This is a genomic window from Pseudoduganella sp. GCM10020061, from assembly GCF_042683405.1.
GTDB lineage: Bacteria > Pseudomonadota > Gammaproteobacteria > Burkholderiales > Burkholderiaceae_D > Telluria.
Map to the genome: position 1 here is coordinate 654,883 of NZ_JBHUJS010000001.1, position 16,480 is coordinate 671,362.

The 16,480-nt window shown below is 64.9% G+C and carries 15 protein-coding genes and 1 tRNA gene; 13 read left to right on the forward strand and 3 right to left on the reverse strand.

Annotation, left to right across the window (positions count from 1 at the left end; genetic code table 11):
• Positions 1–163: 163 nt before the first annotated feature.
• Genes mutY through mutM form a run of 3 tightly spaced genes read right to left on the reverse strand, consistent with a single transcriptional unit; the run spans position 164 to position 4,054 of the window.
• Entirely contained in the window at positions 164–1,270 is a 1,107-nt protein-coding gene (mutY, locus tag ACFSQR_RS02940) for an A/G-specific adenine glycosylase (RefSeq protein ID WP_377727932.1), read from the reverse strand.
• Positions 1,267–3,195 (reverse strand): dynamin family protein, encoded by a 1,929-nt coding sequence (locus tag ACFSQR_RS02945; RefSeq protein WP_377728301.1) that lies wholly within the window; start codon positions 3,193–3,195, stop codon positions 1,267–1,269. The genes mutY and ACFSQR_RS02945 overlap by 4 nt, the downstream gene beginning before the upstream one ends.
• Positions 3,196–3,220: 25 nt before the next feature.
• Positions 3,221–4,054: a bifunctional DNA-formamidopyrimidine glycosylase/DNA-(apurinic or apyrimidinic site) lyase gene (mutM, locus tag ACFSQR_RS02950; RefSeq protein WP_377727934.1), complete on the reverse strand. Its 834-nt coding sequence runs from the start codon at positions 4,052–4,054 to the stop codon at positions 3,221–3,223.
• Between the two features lie 147 nt (positions 4,055–4,201).
• Here mutM and ACFSQR_RS02955 point away from each other — a divergent pair, with 147 nt between their 5' ends.
• The 13 genes from ACFSQR_RS02955 (at position 4,202) to ychF (ending at position 16,301) form a co-directional block, all read left to right on the forward strand.
• Positions 4,202–5,923: a tetratricopeptide repeat protein gene (locus ACFSQR_RS02955; RefSeq protein WP_377727937.1), complete on the forward strand. Its 1,722-nt coding sequence runs from the start codon at positions 4,202–4,204 to the stop codon at positions 5,921–5,923.
• Between the two features lie 21 nt (positions 5,924–5,944).
• Positions 5,945–6,532: an outer membrane lipoprotein LolB gene (locus ACFSQR_RS02960; RefSeq protein WP_377727939.1), complete on the forward strand. Its 588-nt coding sequence runs from the start codon at positions 5,945–5,947 to the stop codon at positions 6,530–6,532.
• Entirely contained in the window at positions 6,529–7,431 is a 903-nt protein-coding gene (ispE, locus tag ACFSQR_RS02965; protein ID WP_377727942.1) for a 4-(cytidine 5'-diphospho)-2-C-methyl-D-erythritol kinase, read from the forward strand. Before ACFSQR_RS02960 ends, ispE begins: the two co-directional genes overlap by 4 nt.
• A gap of 64 nt (positions 7,432–7,495) precedes the next feature.
• Positions 7,496–7,572, forward strand: a tRNA-Gln gene (locus ACFSQR_RS02970).
• A gap of 108 nt (positions 7,573–7,680) precedes the next feature.
• On the forward strand, positions 7,681–8,631 hold the full coding sequence (locus tag ACFSQR_RS02975; RefSeq protein ID WP_377727944.1) for a ribose-phosphate pyrophosphokinase: 951 nt from the start codon (positions 7,681–7,683) through the stop codon (positions 8,629–8,631).
• A 156-nt stretch (positions 8,632–8,787) separates the two neighbouring features.
• Positions 8,788–9,384, forward strand: a complete 597-nt coding sequence (locus ACFSQR_RS02980; protein ID WP_377727946.1) for a 50S ribosomal protein L25/general stress protein Ctc — start codon at positions 8,788–8,790, stop codon at positions 9,382–9,384.
• Positions 9,385–9,611: 227 nt separating this feature from the next.
• A complete protein-coding gene (locus ACFSQR_RS02985; protein WP_377727948.1) occupies positions 9,612–10,163 on the forward strand; it encodes an outer membrane protein in 552 nt (183 codons plus the stop codon).
• A gap of 167 nt (positions 10,164–10,330) precedes the next feature.
• Entirely contained in the window at positions 10,331–10,915 is a 585-nt protein-coding gene (pth, locus tag ACFSQR_RS02990; protein WP_377727950.1) for an aminoacyl-tRNA hydrolase, read from the forward strand.
• Positions 10,916–10,984: 69 nt separating this feature from the next.
• On the forward strand, positions 10,985–13,255 hold the full coding sequence (locus ACFSQR_RS02995; protein WP_377727952.1) for a PAS domain S-box protein: 2,271 nt from the start codon (positions 10,985–10,987) through the stop codon (positions 13,253–13,255).
• A gap of 44 nt (positions 13,256–13,299) precedes the next feature.
• Positions 13,300–14,385 (forward strand): patatin-like phospholipase family protein, encoded by a 1,086-nt coding sequence (locus ACFSQR_RS03000; protein WP_377727955.1) that lies wholly within the window; start codon positions 13,300–13,302, stop codon positions 14,383–14,385.
• An 85-nt stretch (positions 14,386–14,470) separates the two neighbouring features.
• The gene (locus tag ACFSQR_RS03005) at positions 14,471–14,659 is read left to right on the forward strand and encodes a hypothetical protein (RefSeq protein WP_377727958.1); all 189 of its coding nucleotides are present in this window, start codon (positions 14,471–14,473) and stop codon (positions 14,657–14,659) included.
• Positions 14,656–15,114: a PIN domain-containing protein gene (locus tag ACFSQR_RS03010; protein ID WP_377727959.1), complete on the forward strand. Its 459-nt coding sequence runs from the start codon at positions 14,656–14,658 to the stop codon at positions 15,112–15,114. Before ACFSQR_RS03005 ends, ACFSQR_RS03010 begins: the two co-directional genes overlap by 4 nt.
• A gap of 95 nt (positions 15,115–15,209) precedes the next feature.
• Positions 15,210–16,301, forward strand: a complete 1,092-nt coding sequence (ychF, locus tag ACFSQR_RS03015; RefSeq protein ID WP_377727961.1) for a redox-regulated ATPase YchF — start codon at positions 15,210–15,212, stop codon at positions 16,299–16,301.
• Positions 16,302–16,480: the final 179 nt, after the last annotated feature.

Sequence of the window (16,480 nt, forward strand, 5' to 3'; positions counted from 1 at the left end):
CCCGACGACCGTCGCTAACTGTGCCTTTCTTTGCCGATCTGCGGCGATCCGTGGCGATCTGCGCGGATCGGTGCATGTCGCCGCTTTATTGGGCCGAATTGATGCTAACGCGACGGTATAGCGGCGATCTGCATGCAAATACGGCCAACTCCGGGCCGTCGCCTTAGAACAGGCGGGCGCTGCCGAACTGGGCGAGCAGCTTCTTCACGGGAGCGGGGAGGGGGGCGGCATCCGTCTCGGACAGCCTCCACCACACGTGCGAGGCAGGCGTGTCGGCGCGCCGGGAGAGCGCCACGCGGTACGGCGCGATGTGCAGCTTGTAGTGCGTGAACACGTGCACCAGCGGCAGCAGCGGTTCGACTTCTTCCACTTCGCCGAAGCGCCGCGCGCCGCCGACAACGTCATCGATGCCGGCCGCCTCGTCCAGCGCACCGTGCCCCGCCAGCTCCGGCAGCGATAGCAGGCCGCCCCAGATGCCGCTATCGGCGCGCTGCTCGAGCAGCACTTCGCCGCTGTCGATCACGATCATCATGGCAGCCTGCTTCTCCGGACTGGCCTTCTTCGGTTTGCGCACCGGCAGTTCCGCCGTGCGGCCCGACGCATGCGCGCCGCAGCGGTCCTTCAGCGGGCAGCGCACGCAATCCGGGCTGCTGCGCATGCACAGCGTCGCGCCCAGGTCCATCAGTCCCTGCGTGTACGCTTCGATGCCTTCGCCAGGCAGCAGCGCTTCGGCCCGCCGCCACAGCGCGTCCTCGACCTTCTTCTCGCCCGGATAGGCGTCGACCTCGAACACGCGCGCGAACACCCGCTTCACGTTCCCGTCGAGGATCGCGGCGCGCACGCCGGCGGAAAACGCGGCGATTGCCGCAGCGGTGGAGCGCCCGATGCCGGGCAGCTGCGCGAGCAGGCCGGGGTCGCTCGGGAACTCGCCGCCGTATTCGTCCACCACGCGCTTCGCGCACGCATGCAGGTTGCGCGCGCGGGTGTAGTAGCCAAGCCCGCTCCATTGCGCCATCACGTCTTCCGATGGGGCTGCGGCGAGGTCGAACACGGTAGGGAAGCGCTCCAGGAAGCGCGCGTAGTAGCCGAGCACCGCAGCGACCTGGGTCTGCTGCAGCATGATCTCGGAAAGCCAGACGCGGTAGGCGTCGCGGGTGTTCTGCCACGGCAGCGCGTGCCGGCCGTGCTGCTTCTGCCATGCGATGACGGCGGACGAAAACGAGGGATCCACCAGCGCGGCATCGTCGCCGGGCAGCACGACTTTTTTCACGCAGCCGCTTCCCACGCCGTCATTTGCGAATCCATCGCCAGCGAGACGCCGCCTGCCAGGTCGGACAGGGTGGCGCGCATCGCCTCGAGCTCGGCCTGGCTCGCTTCGAAGGAGGCGATCTTCTGCTCCAGCGAGTCGGTCGCATCGTGGATGCGCTGGATCGATGCCAGGCGGTGCTTGAGCTGTTCCTTGTGCTGGCGGATCTGCGCTTCCAGCGGCGCCATGATGACCTTGAGCCACGCTTCCACATCCGCGTTCGCGCTGCGGAAGACCTTGCGCACGCTGGACGCGATGGTGTCGAAGAAGCGGTCGATCAGCACGCCGCGGCTGGTCATCAGCATCGTCGCCGTGCCGAACTGCTTGTGGTAAGCCGCTTCGATGCGGTCGATCTCGCGGCGGTAGCGGTCCAGCGAAAACGCCATCGGCACGGCCAGTTGCAGGCCATGCTCGCTGCTGAACTTGCGGTACATCGATTCCATCATCGAGGAGATCTCGATGGTCTTGGCGTTCGACGCGTCCAGGTTGGCCTTCATCTGGTCGAAGAAGTCGCGCACCGATTCGCGCATGCCGGCGTTGAAGCCAAAGCGCTTGCTTTCCATCTGCTCGCGCACGGCCGCGATTTCCTGCTTGGCCAGGTCCATGCCGAGCGTGGTGTACAGCTCCGTCGACAGGCGGGTGAACACCGCGCGCGTGCCCTGCAGCTTGAACAGGCTGCCGTCGAACTCCTTCTTCTCCGCGTCCACGCGCTTCATCATGTGCGCGATGACGTTCTGGTTCTTGCCGCGCAGGCCCTTGAGTTCCTGCAGCTGCTCGACGATGTCGCGCACGCGCGTGGTCAGGGCCGCGTTCTGCGCCGCCACCAGCTGGTCCATCTCGACTGCCAGTTGCTCGCGGATGATGTCGCGCCGCGCCGGAATCAGCTCGTTGAACAGCGCCGCTTCCAGTTCGGCGATGCGGCTCTTTTCCAGCAGCGGCATGTCGCCGTTGATCTTGGCCACCAGCGCCTTCTGCGCCGATACCGGGAATACCTGCTCGCGCGCCAGGCCGAGCAGGCCCGCCACGCTGCCGGCCTGCCGCTCGATCTCGGCCTCGTTCTCGCCGTCGGTCTTGAGCTCGTCCCACATCGCGTCGATCTTGTTGAGGACCACCACGCGGCCGGGACCCGCGCCGATGTGCGTGCGCCAGACATCGATGTCGCTCTTGGTCACGCCGGTTTCGGCAGCCAGGATGAACAGCACGGCGTGCGCGTTCGGGATCAGGTTCAGCGTCAGTTCCGGCTCGGTGCCGATCGCGTTCAGGCCCGGCGTGTCGAGGATCACCAGCCCCTGCTTGAGCAGCGGGTGCGGGAAGTTGATGATCGCATGGCGCCACAGCGAGATCTCGACCATGCCATCGTCGGACTCGCCCGCGTGCGGATCGTTTTCGTCCAGCAGGCCGTAGCTGCGCGCCTCTTCAACCGGCACGCGGCGGGTACGCGACACCTGCTTGAAGGTCTCGTGCATCGCCTCGCCCGCGTTCAGGTCCAGGCCGAACACGGTCCAGGCTTCCGGCGTATCGCGGTAGTCGCCGGTGGACAGGTTCTCGGCGCGCGTCTCAATCGGCAGCAGGCGGATGCTGGGCGGGTAGGCCGGGTCGTACATCAGCTCCGTCGGGCACATCGTGGTGCGGCCCGCGGCCGAGGGCAGGATGCGCTGGCCGTAATCGGCAAAGAAGATCGCGTTGATCAGTTCCGATTTCCCGCGCGAGAATTCGGCGACGAAGGCGACCGACAGCTTGTCGTCGGCCAGCCGCGCCAGCGCACGCTCGATGCGCTGCTGCGACGCGCCGTCGGCGAGTTCCTCGCGCTGCACCCACGCCTGGTAGCGGGACAGGGCCTGGGCGACATTGTCGCGCCACGCGCCGTATTCCTGAAAATCCTGGACCATTCTGCTCACGGTGCCCTCGTTCGTCTTATTTCTGGCAATTTACACAATAAAAAGTGGAGCGCTGCCCCTGCTTTATCTGGCGCACGGGGGCGCCGCAGACGCGGCATGGCACACCAGCACGATCATAGACGAAATATTCCTGCTGGAAATATCCTGATTGACCGTTTACGTTAATAAAGTCACGCAATGTGCTGCCGCCGCGCTCGATTGCCTGCGCCAGGATGGCGCGGATGGCCTCTGCCAGCCGGTCGTAGCGCGCGCGGCTGATGCGCCCGGCGGCGGTTTTCGGGTTGATCCCGGCGCGGAACAGGCTCTCGCAGGCGTAGATATTGCCCACGCCGACCACGATGTCGCCCGCCAGCAGCACCTGCTTGATGGGCGCGTTGCGGCGCCGCGTGGCGCGGAACAGCAGCTCGCCGGAGAAGGCTTCGCCGAGGGGCTCGACGCCAAGGCCGCGCAGCAGCAGGTGGGCGTCGACCGGGCCTTCGCCGGCCGGATGCCACAGCACCGCGCCGAAGCGGCGCGGATCGGTCAGGCGCAGCACCTGCACGCCTTGCGCATCGCGCACCACCAGGTCGAAATGATCGTGCTTGTTCGCGGGCGTCCCTTCGGGCAGCACGCGCAGGTGGCCGCTCATGCCCAGGTGGACGATCAGCGTGCCATGCTCGAACACGATCAGCAGGTACTTCCCACGGCGCGCCGTGTGCAGGACCGTCCGGCCGGCGAGCAACTGGTCCAGCTCCTCAGGGAACGGCCAGCGCAAGCCTTCGCGGCGCATCTCCACACGGTCGACCGTGCGGCCTTCGATATGTGGCGCGACACCGCGCCGGGTGACTTCGACTTCTGGAAGTTCTGGCATTGGATGTGAAGGAATGGGGGACGATAAGGCCGCCAGGGCGGCTACCGTCCGCGGTGCATTCTTAAACGGATATTAGGCCGCGCTTCCGGTGGGGACACGCGCGCGCCGATGGGCGTAGAATCAAGTTTTATTCATTCGACAACCGCCTTGAAAACCGCCCTCGCCATTGTAACCCTGTCCGCGCTGGTGTCCGCCTGCGCCGTCGCCCCGCAGGCGCCTGAAGCCGCCGCGCCCAAGCAGGCCGCGCCCGCAGCACCCGCCGCCAACAGCGACCTGATGTACCGCGTCACCAAGGCGGAAATGGAATTCCGCGAAGGCCGCTACGAGGCCGCCTACCTGTCCATGTACGCCGCCGCGCAACAGTCGCGCGACGCGCGCCTGGCCAAGCGCGCCGCCGAGATGGCGCTGGCGGTGCGCCGCCTCGACGACACGATGGCTGCCGTGCGCCTGTGGCGCGAACTCGATCCCGCATCGGAGGAGGCGGAGCAGTACCAGCTCGCGCTGGCGCTGCAGGGGAACGAACTGGACGTGGTCGAACAGCTCCTGCGCGACCGCATCGCCAGGGCCGATGGCGACGCGCGCGGACGGGCCCTGTTCGAAGCGCAGCAGCTGATGTCGCGCAGCCGCGACAAGAAGGCCGGCGCGCGCGTGATGGAGCGCCTGGCCCAGCCTTACGCGGCCACCTTCGAAGGCCAGATCGTGCTGTCGCAAGCCATGCACACCATGGGCGAGCGGGAAGTGGCGGTCACGCATGCGAACAGGGCGCTCGAGATGAAGCCCGACTCGCAGCTGGCAGCGCTCGCGCTGGCGCAATCCGCCGGCGGCGACGAGGCGTCGATCGCGGTGCTGGAGCGCTTCCTGAAGGCCCATCCGAACGCGCGCGAAGTGCGCATTGCCTATTCGCGCGCGCTGGTCGAGCGCAAGGACTATGCGAAGGCGCGCACGGAACTCGCCAAGGCCGTCGAGGACAAGCCGGACGACCCGGCCGCCCTGTACGCACTTGGCATGCTGGAGATGCACCTCGGCGACCACGTCGCCGCCGAGAAGCACCTGACGCGCTTTGTCGAAGCGCTGTCGTACCAGCCGAACGAAGGCCGCGACCTCACGCGCGTCTACCTGATGCTGGCGCAGGCAGCCGAGGAGCGCGGCGACTTCGCCAAGGCCGAGAGCTGGCTGGACAAGGTCGATGGCGAGGATGCCGAGGCCGTGCTGATGGCGCAGCTGCGGCGCGCGCAACTGCTGGCCCGCAAGGGCGACATCAAGGGCGCGCGCGCACTGCTGGCGACCCTCAAGCCGCTGGGCGTGGAGGGCCAGGTGCAGGTGGCGCTGACCGAAGGCCAGGTCCTGCGCGACGCAAACATGCACAAGGAAGCGTACGAACTGCTGCGCGGCGCCGTAGCGCGCTTCCCGGCCGAGATGGACGTGCTGTACGACTTTGCCCTGGCGGCCGAACGGGCAGGGCATCACGCGGAGATGGAAAAGTCGCTGCGCACCGTGATCCAGAAAGCGCCGGACGCCCACCATGCCTACAACGCCCTGGGCTATTCGCTGGCCGAACGCGGCGTTCGCCTGCGCGAAGCGCGCGGCCTGATCGCCAAGGCGATGGCGATGGCGCCGGAAGACCCGTTCATCATGGACAGCATGGGCTGGGTCGAATACCGCCTCGGGAAAAAAGCCGAGGCCGAGCGCCTTCTGCGCGGCGCCTGGTCGCGCCGCAAGGACCCCGAGATCGGCGTCCACCTTGCCGACGTGCTGTGGCACGCCGGTAAAAAGGAAGAAGCCCGCAAGATCCTGCGCGAAGTGCGAACCGGAGACCCGAAGAACGAGGCGCTGCGCCGCATGCTCGCCCGCCTGAAAGTCAGGCTCTGATGTTTGGGCGATAATGCAGGCATGAAAATTCATCCACTGATCCCCCTTGCGCTGGCCGCGCTGCTGTCGGCCTGCGCCGCTCCGGCCAGGCTGCCGGACGTCCCGGTCGCTGCGTACAGCGACAACATCGAACTGAATGGCCGCCTGTCAGTGAACTACACCAAGGACGGCAACCCCGAAACCCTGTCCGGCAAATTCAACTGGGTACAGGCGGGCGAGCGCGTCGACGTGGGCCTGGCATCGCCGCTTGGCCAGACCATCGCCAGGATCACGGTGACGCCGCAGCAGGCGACGCTCGTGCAATCCGACCAGGTCGCACGCAGCGCGCCAGACATCGACACGCTGACCAACGAGGCGCTGGGCTGGCGCCTGCCGGTGTCGGGCCTGCGCGACTGGCTGCAGGGCTATGCGACCGCGCAGGACGGCAGCCGCTTCGTCGCCTCGCCGGCGAACAGCGAAGTCACCACCCGCGACGGCTGGCGCCTGCGCTACGTCACCTGGCAGGACGACGCCACCACGCGCGTGCGCCCCAAGCGCATCGACGTGTCGCGTCCGGCCACGCTGCAGTCGGAGGCGCTTGAAATCCGCATCGTTATCGATCCTGCATGAGCGTGCGTTCGCTGCACAACTGCCCCGCGCCGGCAAAGCTCAACCTGTTCCTGCACGTGACCGGCCGCCGCGCGGACGGCTACCATTTGCTGCAATCGGTGTTCACGCTGATCGATCGTGCCGACCTGCTGCACTTCGACCTGCGCGACGACGGCGACATCCGCCGCCTGAACGACGTGCCCGGCGTGCCGGAAGAGCAGGACCTGACCGTGCGCGCATTGCTCCGCCTGCAGGAAGAGCATGTGCGCCGCCACGGCAAAGCGCCGGGCATCTCCGTCACCGTCGACAAGCGCCTGCCTATGGGCGGCGGCCTTGGCGGCGGTTCGTCCGATGCGGCCACCGCGCTGATGGCGGCCAACCACCTGTGGGGCTCGGGGCTCGAACGTACCGAGCTGGCCGCGCTTGGCCTGCCGCTGGGCGCCGACATCCCGTTCTTCCTGTTCGGGCGCACCGCGTTCGTGGAGGGCGTGGGCGAGGCGATGCAGGCGGTGGACGTGCCGCCGTGCTGGTATGTTGTCATCGAGCCAGGCGTGCACGTGCCGACTGGTCCCGTATTTTCCGCGCAGGATTTGACAAGGGACACCAAACCCGTCACAATATCGGACTTTTCCAGACACATCGGGCAACGCAAGGCGCTTGAGCAGTTCGGAAAAAACGACTTGCAACCCGTCGCCACCAGGTTGTTCCCGCCAGTAGCACAAGCGGTTGAATGGCTCAGGCAGTTTGGCGATGCAAGGATGACCGGCTCCGGAGCGTGCGTGTTCTGCGCGTTTGCCACGGAAGGCGAGGCCGATGCGGTGCTTGAAAAAGCAACCGGTGTCTGGACCGCCTGGAAAGCCCGGTCACTCGAGCGGCACCCAATGGTGGCGCTCTTGCAGGGTGAACAGGTTGTAGAATAAAATTTGGCTTGTTGCTGCGAATGACGTTAAAATAGCAGGCTCAGCAGCAAGCAGTAGGTTGCGTAGGGGAATCGCCAAGCTGGTTAAGGCACCGGATTTTGATTCCGGCATACCAAGGTTCGAATCCTTGTTCCCCTGCCATTCGTTTCCCGGGGCCGTCGATACGACGTGTCCGGCCCGGCAAGCAGGCGCCGCAAGCGCGCCCTCCAGTTCAAGCTTTTTCAAAATCACTTCTTCATTGGGACTCCCATGGCTTACGAAAACCTGATGGTTTTTACCGGTAACGCAAACCCGGCGCTGGCAGAAGGAGTCGCAAAGAATCTCGGTATTCCCCTCGGCAAGGCAGTCGTGTCCAAATTCTCGGACGGCGAAGTCATGGTCGAGATCAACGAGAACGTTCGCGGCAAGGATGTCTTCGTCTTGCAGTCCACCTGCGCACCGACCAACGACAACCTGATGGAAATCATGCTGATGGTCGACGCGCTCAAGCGCGCTTCCGCCGGCCGCATCACCGCAGCGATTCCCTATTTCGGCTATGCCCGCCAGGACCGCCGCCCGCGCTCGGCGCGCGTCGCGATCTCGGCCAAGGTGGTTGCCAACATGCTGGAAGAAGCCGGCGTCGAGCGCGTCCTGATCATGGACCTGCACGCGGACCAGATCCAGGGCTTCTTCGACATCCCGGTCGATAACATCTACGCATCGCCGATCCTGCTGGGCGACCTGCAGAAGCGCAACTACGACGACCTGCTGGTGGTTTCGCCGGACGTCGGCGGCGTGGTGCGCGCCCGTGCGCTGGCAAAGCGCCTCGGCTGCGACCTGGCGATCATCGACAAGCGCCGCCCGAAGGCGAACGTGTCGGAAGTCATGAACATCATCGGCGAAGTGGAAGGCCGCAACTGCGTGATCATGGACGACATGGTCGACACCGCAGGCACGCTGACCAAGGCAGCCGAAGTACTGAAAGAGCGCGGCGCCAAGAAAGTCGTCGCGTACTGCACGCACCCGGTGCTGTCCGGCCCGGCCATCGAGCGCATCGCCTCGTCGCCGCTGGACGAACTGGTCGTCACCGACACGATCCCGCTGTCGGACGCTGCGGCAGCCTGCGGCAAGATCCGCCAGCTGACCTGCGCACCGCTGCTGGCAGAAACGTTCAAACGCATTACCAAGGGTGACTCGGTCATCTCGATGTTCAACGAGTAATCGTTCAACGTCAGTTAGAAGCACACTACCGTCATCCCGGCGAACGCTGGGGTGACGGTTTTACCGTTTTTGGACGCGCAAGCGTCTTTTCAGGAGTCCCTGGTCGCGGGGACTCTATAACGCGGGCCTACCGCCCGCCATTTTTGGAGTAATACCATGAAAGTAGTCGCATACAACCGCAAAGAGCAGGGGACCGGAGCGAGCCGCCGCCTGCGCAATGCTGGCCAGACCCCAGGCATCATCTACGGCGGCGCAGAAGCCCCGGTGCTGATCGCCCTCGACGGCAACGCGCTGTTCCACGCGCTGAAGAAAGAAGCGTTCCACTCGTCGATCCTCGACATGGAAATCGACGGCGCCGTCCAGCAAGTCCTGCTGCGCGACTTCCAGATGCACGCATTCAAGCAGCTGGTCCTGCACGCTGACTTCCAGCGCGTCGACGCATCGAAGCCAGTGCACAAGAAAGTCGCCCTGCACTTCGTCAACGCCGAGATCTCGCCAGCAGTCAAGCTGCACAGCGCCACCATCTCGCACGTGCTGAACGAGCTGGACGTGTCGTGCCTGCCGAAAGACCTGCCAGAGTTCATCGAAGTCGACCTGTCCAAGCTGGACGCAGGCCAGTCGATCCACGTATCGAACCTGACCCTGCCAGCTGGCGTGACCGCTGTTGCCCACGGCATGGACCAGACCGTCGCTACCGCATCGGTACCGGCAGGCCAGGTGTCGGCTGAAGCTGCTGCAGAAGAAAAGAAGTAATCGTTCCGGGGCTTGCGCCCCTGTGACGGAGAAGCCCCTTGTGCGCCTTGCGCCAAGGGGCTTTTTGCATTTGCCCGGCAATTTCCGTCGGGGCTGGTGCCTCGGGGCCGGGGCCTGGCCCTGCTGTTGAACTTTGTCAACAACGTAACAAGGTGTAATTATGTGTTGAATAACTGACGAGCTGGTCAATAATTCAAGTTCCCTTTAACAACGAATAAAGAGAACCCATGAAAAAAGTACTCATCGCACTGATCGCAACCGCATTCGCGGCCCCAGCTTTTGCAGCTGATAACTACGTTTCCGCATCCGTCGGCCGCGCCAAGCACAAGCTGGAAGCGGACGGCGCCAAGATGTCGGAAAAGGACACCTCGTTCAAGGCAGCCGTCGGCCACAACTTCATGCCTGGCGTTGGCGTTGAGCTGGGCTACGTCAACTTCGGCGAGACCCGCGTTTCGGGCGGCGGCGCCACCGCATGGGCCAAGCCAAAGTCGCTGTACGCAGCAGTCGTCGGCGAAGTGCCGGTCGCTGACAAGTTCTCCGTGCTGGGCAAGCTGGGCGTCGCCCGCTCCAGTACCGAAATCGGCGGCAGCATTGGCGGCGTGACCCAGACCGCCAAAGAGAAGGACACCAGCGCCGTCATCGGCCTGGGTGCAGCCTACGCGTTCACCGACGCGGTCAAACTGGTCGCCGAGTACGAGAACTTCGGCAAAGTCGCCAAGGGCGAAGGCGACAGCCTGAAGGTGGACCAGGTCTCCGTCGGCCTGCGCGTCGCCTTCTAAGGTCCAGGGGACTGTCCCCATCGGGGACCGTCCCCCGCTTTTTGCGGGAAATGAAGAACCGGGCCATGCCCGGTTTTTTTATTTCGAGCTGGCGCTTGCCCGGGGATGGCCGTGATGCAGCCCGCGCGCCCGCATATAATGCTCGTTTTCCCGAACCAAAGCACTCCATGGCAATCCGCCTGATCGTCGGCCTGGGCAATCCCGGCCCCGAATACGAACAAACCCGCCACAACGCCGGCTTCTGGCTGGTCGACAACCTCGCCAATTCGCAGCCCGGCTGCCGCCTGCAGCGCGAGTCGCGCTTCAATGCCCTGGCCGCCAAAACCACCATCTCCGGCCGCGAAGTCTGGCTGCTCGAACCCCAGACCTACATGAACCGTTCCGGCCAGTCGGTCGGCGCACTGGCGCGCTTCTTCAAGATCGCGCCCGACGAGATCCTGGTCGTGCACGACGAACTCGACCTGGCGCCCGGCGTCATCAAGATGAAGAAAGGCGGTTCCTCCGGCGGCCACAACGGCCTGAAGGACATCACCGCCGCCCTCGGCACCCAGGATTACTGGCGCATGCGCATCGGGATCGGACACCCGCGCGCGCTCGGCCTGGCCCAGCCCGTGGCCGACTTCGTGCTGCACCGCCCGCGCAAGGAAGAGCAGGCCCTCATCGAGGAAACCATCGACAAGGGCCTGCGCATCATCCCGCTTGCCATCGAAGGCAAGATGGATATCGCAACCATGCAGCTGCACAGCGCCTGACGTGCGCCGCGCTTCCAGCCGGCGCTTTATACTGCACGGTTAAATTGTGCAATGTCGCGGAGGGGTAGCTTGGACCGGAATACCGAATGGGAACAGCCGCCTGTCGGAGATCCCCTCTCGATCCTGGAGAGCATCACGGATGCGTTCTTCCTGCTGGACCGCGAGTGGCGCTTTACCTACCTGAACCGCCACGCTGAAATCGCGCTCGACCGGCACCCCGGGGAGCTGATCGGAAAAAATTTGTGGACGGAGTTCCCGGACGCGAACGACAGCATCTTCGAATCCATGTACCGGCGCGCAGTCGCCGATCAGCGTCCCGTCACGTTTAATGCCCTCTATCCCGGGCTGGCGCGCTGGTACGAGGTGCATGCCTATCCGGCCCCGGCCGGCCTCGCCGTGTATTTCAGGGATTCGACCGAGCAGGTCAAGTCCGAGCAGCGCCTGCGCGAAAGCGAGGTGCGCTTTCGCCTGATGGCCGACTCGATCCCGCAAATCGTCTGGATCACGGATTCCGAGGGCAGGCACGAGTTCTTCAATGCGCAGTGGCACCGCTACACCGGGGCATCGCCCAACCAGGAGAACGCTGCGGAAATCGCCGCGCAGTTCGTCCACCCGGATGACCGCGCTTCCACCATGCAGGCCTGGCAGGACGCTGCGCGCGAAGGGCGCACCTTCATCACCGAGCACCGCATCCGCTCCGCCGCCGGCGACTACCGCTGGTTCCTCGTGCGTGCGGAGCCGCACCGCGACCCCGCGTCCGGCGCCATCGTGCGCTGGTTCGGCACCTCGACCGACGTGCACGAATCGAAGCGCCTCGAAGCCTCGTTGCGCCAGCGCGAAGAGCGCTACCGCAAGCTGTTCAACTCCATCGACGAAGGCTTCTGCACCATCGAAATGATCTTCGACGAGGCTGGCAGGGCGGTCGATTACCGCTACTGCGAAGTCAACGCCATGTTCGTTGAGCAGACCGGCCTGCATAACGTCGAGGGCAAGCGCGTGCGCGAACTGTTGCCCGAACACGAGAGCCGTTGGTTCGAGATCTACGGCAGCGTCGCCCGCACCGGTGAGCCGGTCCGCTTCGAGAACGAGGCGCGCGACCTGAAACGCTGGTACGACTTGTATGCGTTCCGCCCGGATGAGTCGGATACCAGGCTGGTGGCGGTCCTGTTCAAGGACATCACCGAACGCAAGCGCCTTGAACAGGACATGCAGCGTTCTGCGCGCAGGAAGGATGAATTCCTCGCCATGCTGGCGCACGAGCTGCGCAACCCGCTGGCGCCGATCGGCGCTGCCGCCGACCTGCTGCGCCTGGGCCGGATCGACGAGGCGCACGTGCGCCAGACCAGCGACGTGATCGCGCGCCAGGTGCGCCACATGAGCAGCCTGGTCGACGACCTGCTCGACGTATCGCGCGTGACCACGGGCCGCATCGTGCTGGAGACGGCCGCGCTGGACGCCAAGAAGATCGTCGCGGACGCTGTCGAACAGGCGCGGCCGCTGATCGAGGCGCGACGCCACCACATCGGATTGCATATGCCGCCGCAGCCCGCATGGATCGAGGGCGACGCCAACCGTCTCGTGCAGGTGGTCGCCAACCTGCTCAACAACGCGGCCAAGTACACGCCCGAGGGCGGCAATATCGGCCTGCGCATCGAGGTGCAGGGCGGTCAGGTGCTGATCGCCGTGAAGGACAACGGCATCGGCCTGGCGCCCGATTTCCTGGAAGGCGTGTTCGACATGTTCAGCCAGGCGCAGAGGACCGCGGACCGCTCGCAGGGGGGCCTGGGCATCGGCCTGGCCCTGGTCAGGAGCCTGGTGGAGCTGCATCGGGGTTCGGTCACGGCGCATAGCGCAGGCCTGGGGCAGGGCAGCGAATTCATCGTGCGCCTGCCGCGCGTGGCGGCGCCCGCTCCACAGGAGCGCGCACCGGAGCGGCCGCTGGCCAGCGTGCACGGCGGCGGCCTGCGCCTGATGGTCGTGGACGACAACGTCGATGCGGCGGCCATGCTGGCCATGTTCCTCGAATCGACCGGCCATTCCGTGGCGGTCGAATACGACTCCCGGCGCGCGCTGGAGCGTGCGCGCGAAGAGCGCCCGGACGTGATGCTGCTCGACATCGGGCTGCCAGGCATGGATGGCAACGAGCTCGCGCGCCGTTTGCGCGCGCAACCGGAAACCGCAGGCGCCACGCTCATTGCCGTGACGGGTTATGGCCAGGAACAGGACCGTCGCGCGACCGCCGAAGTCGGCTTCGACCATCATTTCGTCAAGCCGGTCGACATCCCGCAGCTCTCCGCATTGCTGGCGGAGCTGGCGACGGCAAGCGCAGCCCGCTCGTAGCCAGGGCGCAAGCGGCGTCTCGCCGTTTGCGACATAATTCAGGCATGAGTGCACTGAACTTCTACGCCGGTCCGCGCGCACTGGAGCAGCTGCGCGCGCACGGCCTGCGCGCCCGCGATGTCGCCGTCATTCCCGCCGCCGCGGGCGGGCCCAAGGGCCTTGTCTTCCAGTCCCTGGACCAGTGGATGTTCGGTGAGTGGCTGCCTTCAGAAGCGCGCGAACGCACCCTGATCGGCTCGTCCATCGGCGCGTGGCGCATGGCCGCAGCCTGCCAGCGCGATCCCGCCGCCAGCTTCAAGCGCCTTGGCGACCTGTATGCCGGCCAGCGATATACCGCCAGGCCCGACCAGGCCGAAATCGATTCCGTCTGCCGCAAGATGCTGGCCGAATTCGTCACCGGCCACGAGGAAGACATCCTCGCGCACCCGCACTACCGGCTGCACCTGCTTACCAACCGCGGACGCGGCGCGCTGGCGTCGCCGTCGCACCGCCTGCACGAGATCAGGGGCTTCGCCGGAGCGGCGCTGCGTAACCTCGCCTCGCGCGAACGCCTCGCGCCCATGCTGGAGCGCGTGGTGCTGGGCGACGCGCGCGACACCGCGCCGTGGCTGCGCGAGCGCTGGGACGTCTTCACCACCCACTTCGCCAGTCTCACGCCGCGCAACCTGGCAGCCGGACTGCTCGCTTCGGGCACGCTGCCGTTGATCATGCCCGCCGTGCGCGCACTGGAAGAAGCGCCGGAAGGCGCGTACTGGGACGGCGGCATCATCGACTACCACCTCGCACTGCCGTATTCGCGCCTCGCACCGGGCGAGCTGGTGATCTACCCGCACTTCACGTCGGAGATCGTGCCCGGCTGGCTGGACAAATCGCTGCCCTGGCGCCGCGCGCACAAGGGCCCCAACCGCCACTGGCTGGACAACGTGATCATCGCCGCGCCGACCCCGCAGTTCCTGCGCACGCTCCCGCGCGGCAAGCTGCCGGACCGGAAGGACTTCAAGTTCTATGGGCTGGACCAGGACGAACGCACGCGCCAGTGGCAAAAGGCGATATCGCAAGGACAACAGCTGCGCGACGAATTCGCCGCCTTCGTCGCCAACCCCGACCTCTCGCGCGTCACCCCGATCTAAGCAAATGCACTTCGCCTGGTGACGACATTCATAATCGACTGAGGTACACTCATTCTGTCATCAGAAATGTCTACGGAGACCCGTCATGGGCGCGAAACCTGATGTGAAGAAAGACTTGACCGTACCCATCCGGCGACCGACAGGCACCCTTGAGGAGCAAAAGCGTCGTCGTGCCGAGGCACTAAAAGCCGTCGAAGGGATGTGGAAAGAACGCACAGACATTCCACTGGATGGCGTCGAATATCAGGAGCAGATCAGGAACGAGTGGCCTTGATCCTCTTCGATACAAATATTTTCATTGATATGCTCGGCGGCTGTCATCAAGCCGCTGTTGAGCTCAATTCTTATGATGAGCCGGCGGTCAGCGTAATCACGTTGATGGAACTCCGGGCCGGACAGGCTTTAAGACCTGATGACAAATCCAGGCTGGATCCTTTTCTGGAGACGTTCGTCGTGCTTCCGATCGATGAGAGGATTACGGAAGTCGCGATCGAAATACGCGGAAGGAGCCTTCTTCATCCCCCTAAGGTCAAGCTCCCTGACGCGATCATTGGAGCGACCGCTGAAGTATGGGGAATTGCGATTATCACTAGAAATGCGCGAGACTTCAAAGACCTTACGGTCCACATCCATCAGCCCTATCACCTGGATTCGCAGTCAGGTCGCGTGTCTCAAATCCGGCCGCCCTACAATGGCCCGGCCAGGCGCGCGATAACTCGTGTCAAATAGCCATCGGCAAGCGCAAGGGTGATGCTCGCGCGGCAGGCACCCAGCTGACTAAGGTAAAATGCAGGGTTTAAGCGCAATTTTTCCAAGGTTCCCCCATGAGTCTCAAATGCGGCATCGTCGGCCTGCCTAACGTCGGCAAGTCCACCCTGTTCAACGCCCTGACCAAAGCTGGCATCCCGGCCGAGAACTACCCGTTCTGCACGATCGAGCCAAACGTCGGCGTGGTCGAAGTGCCGGATCCGCGCCTCAAGCAGCTGGCGGAAATCGTCAAGCCTGAGCGCATCGTCAACGCCATCGTCGAATTCGTCGACATCGCGGGCCTGGTGGCCGGCGCGTCGCAGGGCGAAGGCCTGGGCAACCAGTTCCTGGCCCACATCCGCGAGACCGACGCAATCGTCAACGTGGTGCGCTGCTTCGAGGACGAGAACGTCGTGCACGTGGCCGGCAAGGTCAGCCCGCTCGACGACATCGCCGTGATCCAGACCGAACTGGCGCTGGCCGACATGGGCACCGTCGAAAAGGCGATCCACCGCGAGCAGAAGAAGGCACGCTCGGGCGACAAGGACGCCGCCAAGCTGGTCGCGCTGCTCGAGAAGATCATGCCTGCGCTGAACGACGCCAAGCCGGTGCGCGCACTCGGCCTGTCCGCCGAAGAGATGGAGCTGCTCAAGCCGATGTGCCTGATCACCGCCAAGCCTGCGATGTACGTGGCGAACGTGTCGGACACCGGCTTCAAGGACAATCCTCTGCTGGACCAGCTGACCGCCTACGCCGCCGAGCAGAACGCGCCGATCGTCGCCATCTGCGCCGCGATCGAAGCGGAAATCGCCGACCTCGAAGACGAAGACAAGGAAGCCTTCCTGTCCGACATGGGCATGGACGAGCCGGGCCTCGACCGCCTGATCCGCGCCGGCTTCAAGCTGCTCGGCCTGCAGACCTACTTCACCGCCGGCGTCAAGGAAGTGCGCGCGTGGACCATCCACGTGGGCGACACCGCGCCGCAAGCGGCTGGCGTGATCCACACCGACTTCGAGCGTGGCTTCATCCGCGCGCAGACCATCGCGTTTGAGGACTTCATCACCTACAAGGGTGAAGCCGGCGCGAAGGAAGCGGGCAAAATGCGCGCCGAAGGCAAGGAATACGTCGTGAAAGATGGCGACGTCCTGAACTTCCTCTTTAACGTCTAAGCATGAGGTCGGAATCCGGCGGATTCTGGCGGACAACTAAAGCCCCGGCGCCGCTGTGGTGCCGGGGCTTTTTTTCGCCACACTTGTCCGGCTGAGGCCGTTGCCATACTCTTAAGCACCGGGTACGATACCGAGTACGGAGTCATGGGCCCGGAATCAAAAACCGGGTACGGCTCGAC

Bases quoted from the DNA above. Each gene is read 5' to 3' on its own strand.
- pth (WP_377727950.1), top strand. From the start codon at position 10,331: ATGGCAATCCGCCTGATCGTCGGCCTGGGCAATCCCGGCCCCGAATAC.
- ACFSQR_RS02960 (WP_377727939.1), top strand. From the start codon at position 5,945: ATGAAAATTCATCCACTGATCCCCCTTGCGCTGGCCGCGCTGCTGTCG.
- ACFSQR_RS02985 (WP_377727948.1), top strand. From the start codon at position 9,612: ATGAAAAAAGTACTCATCGCACTGATCGCAACCGCATTCGCGGCCCCA.
- ACFSQR_RS03005 (WP_377727958.1), top strand. From the start codon at position 14,471: ATGGGCGCGAAACCTGATGTGAAGAAAGACTTGACCGTACCCATCCGG.
- ACFSQR_RS02980 (WP_377727946.1), top strand. From the start codon at position 8,788: ATGAAAGTAGTCGCATACAACCGCAAAGAGCAGGGGACCGGAGCGAGC.
- ychF (WP_377727961.1), top strand. From the start codon at position 15,210: ATGAGTCTCAAATGCGGCATCGTCGGCCTGCCTAACGTCGGCAAGTCC.
- ispE (WP_377727942.1), top strand. From the start codon at position 6,529: ATGAGCGTGCGTTCGCTGCACAACTGCCCCGCGCCGGCAAAGCTCAAC.
- ACFSQR_RS02945 (WP_377728301.1), bottom strand. From the start codon at position 3,195: ATGGTCCAGGATTTTCAGGAATACGGCGCGTGGCGCGACAATGTCGCC.
- mutM (WP_377727934.1), bottom strand. From the start codon at position 4,054: ATGCCAGAACTTCCAGAAGTCGAAGTCACCCGGCGCGGTGTCGCGCCA.
- ACFSQR_RS03000 (WP_377727955.1), top strand. From the start codon at position 13,300: ATGAGTGCACTGAACTTCTACGCCGGTCCGCGCGCACTGGAGCAGCTG.
- ACFSQR_RS02975 (WP_377727944.1), top strand. From the start codon at position 7,681: ATGGCTTACGAAAACCTGATGGTTTTTACCGGTAACGCAAACCCGGCG.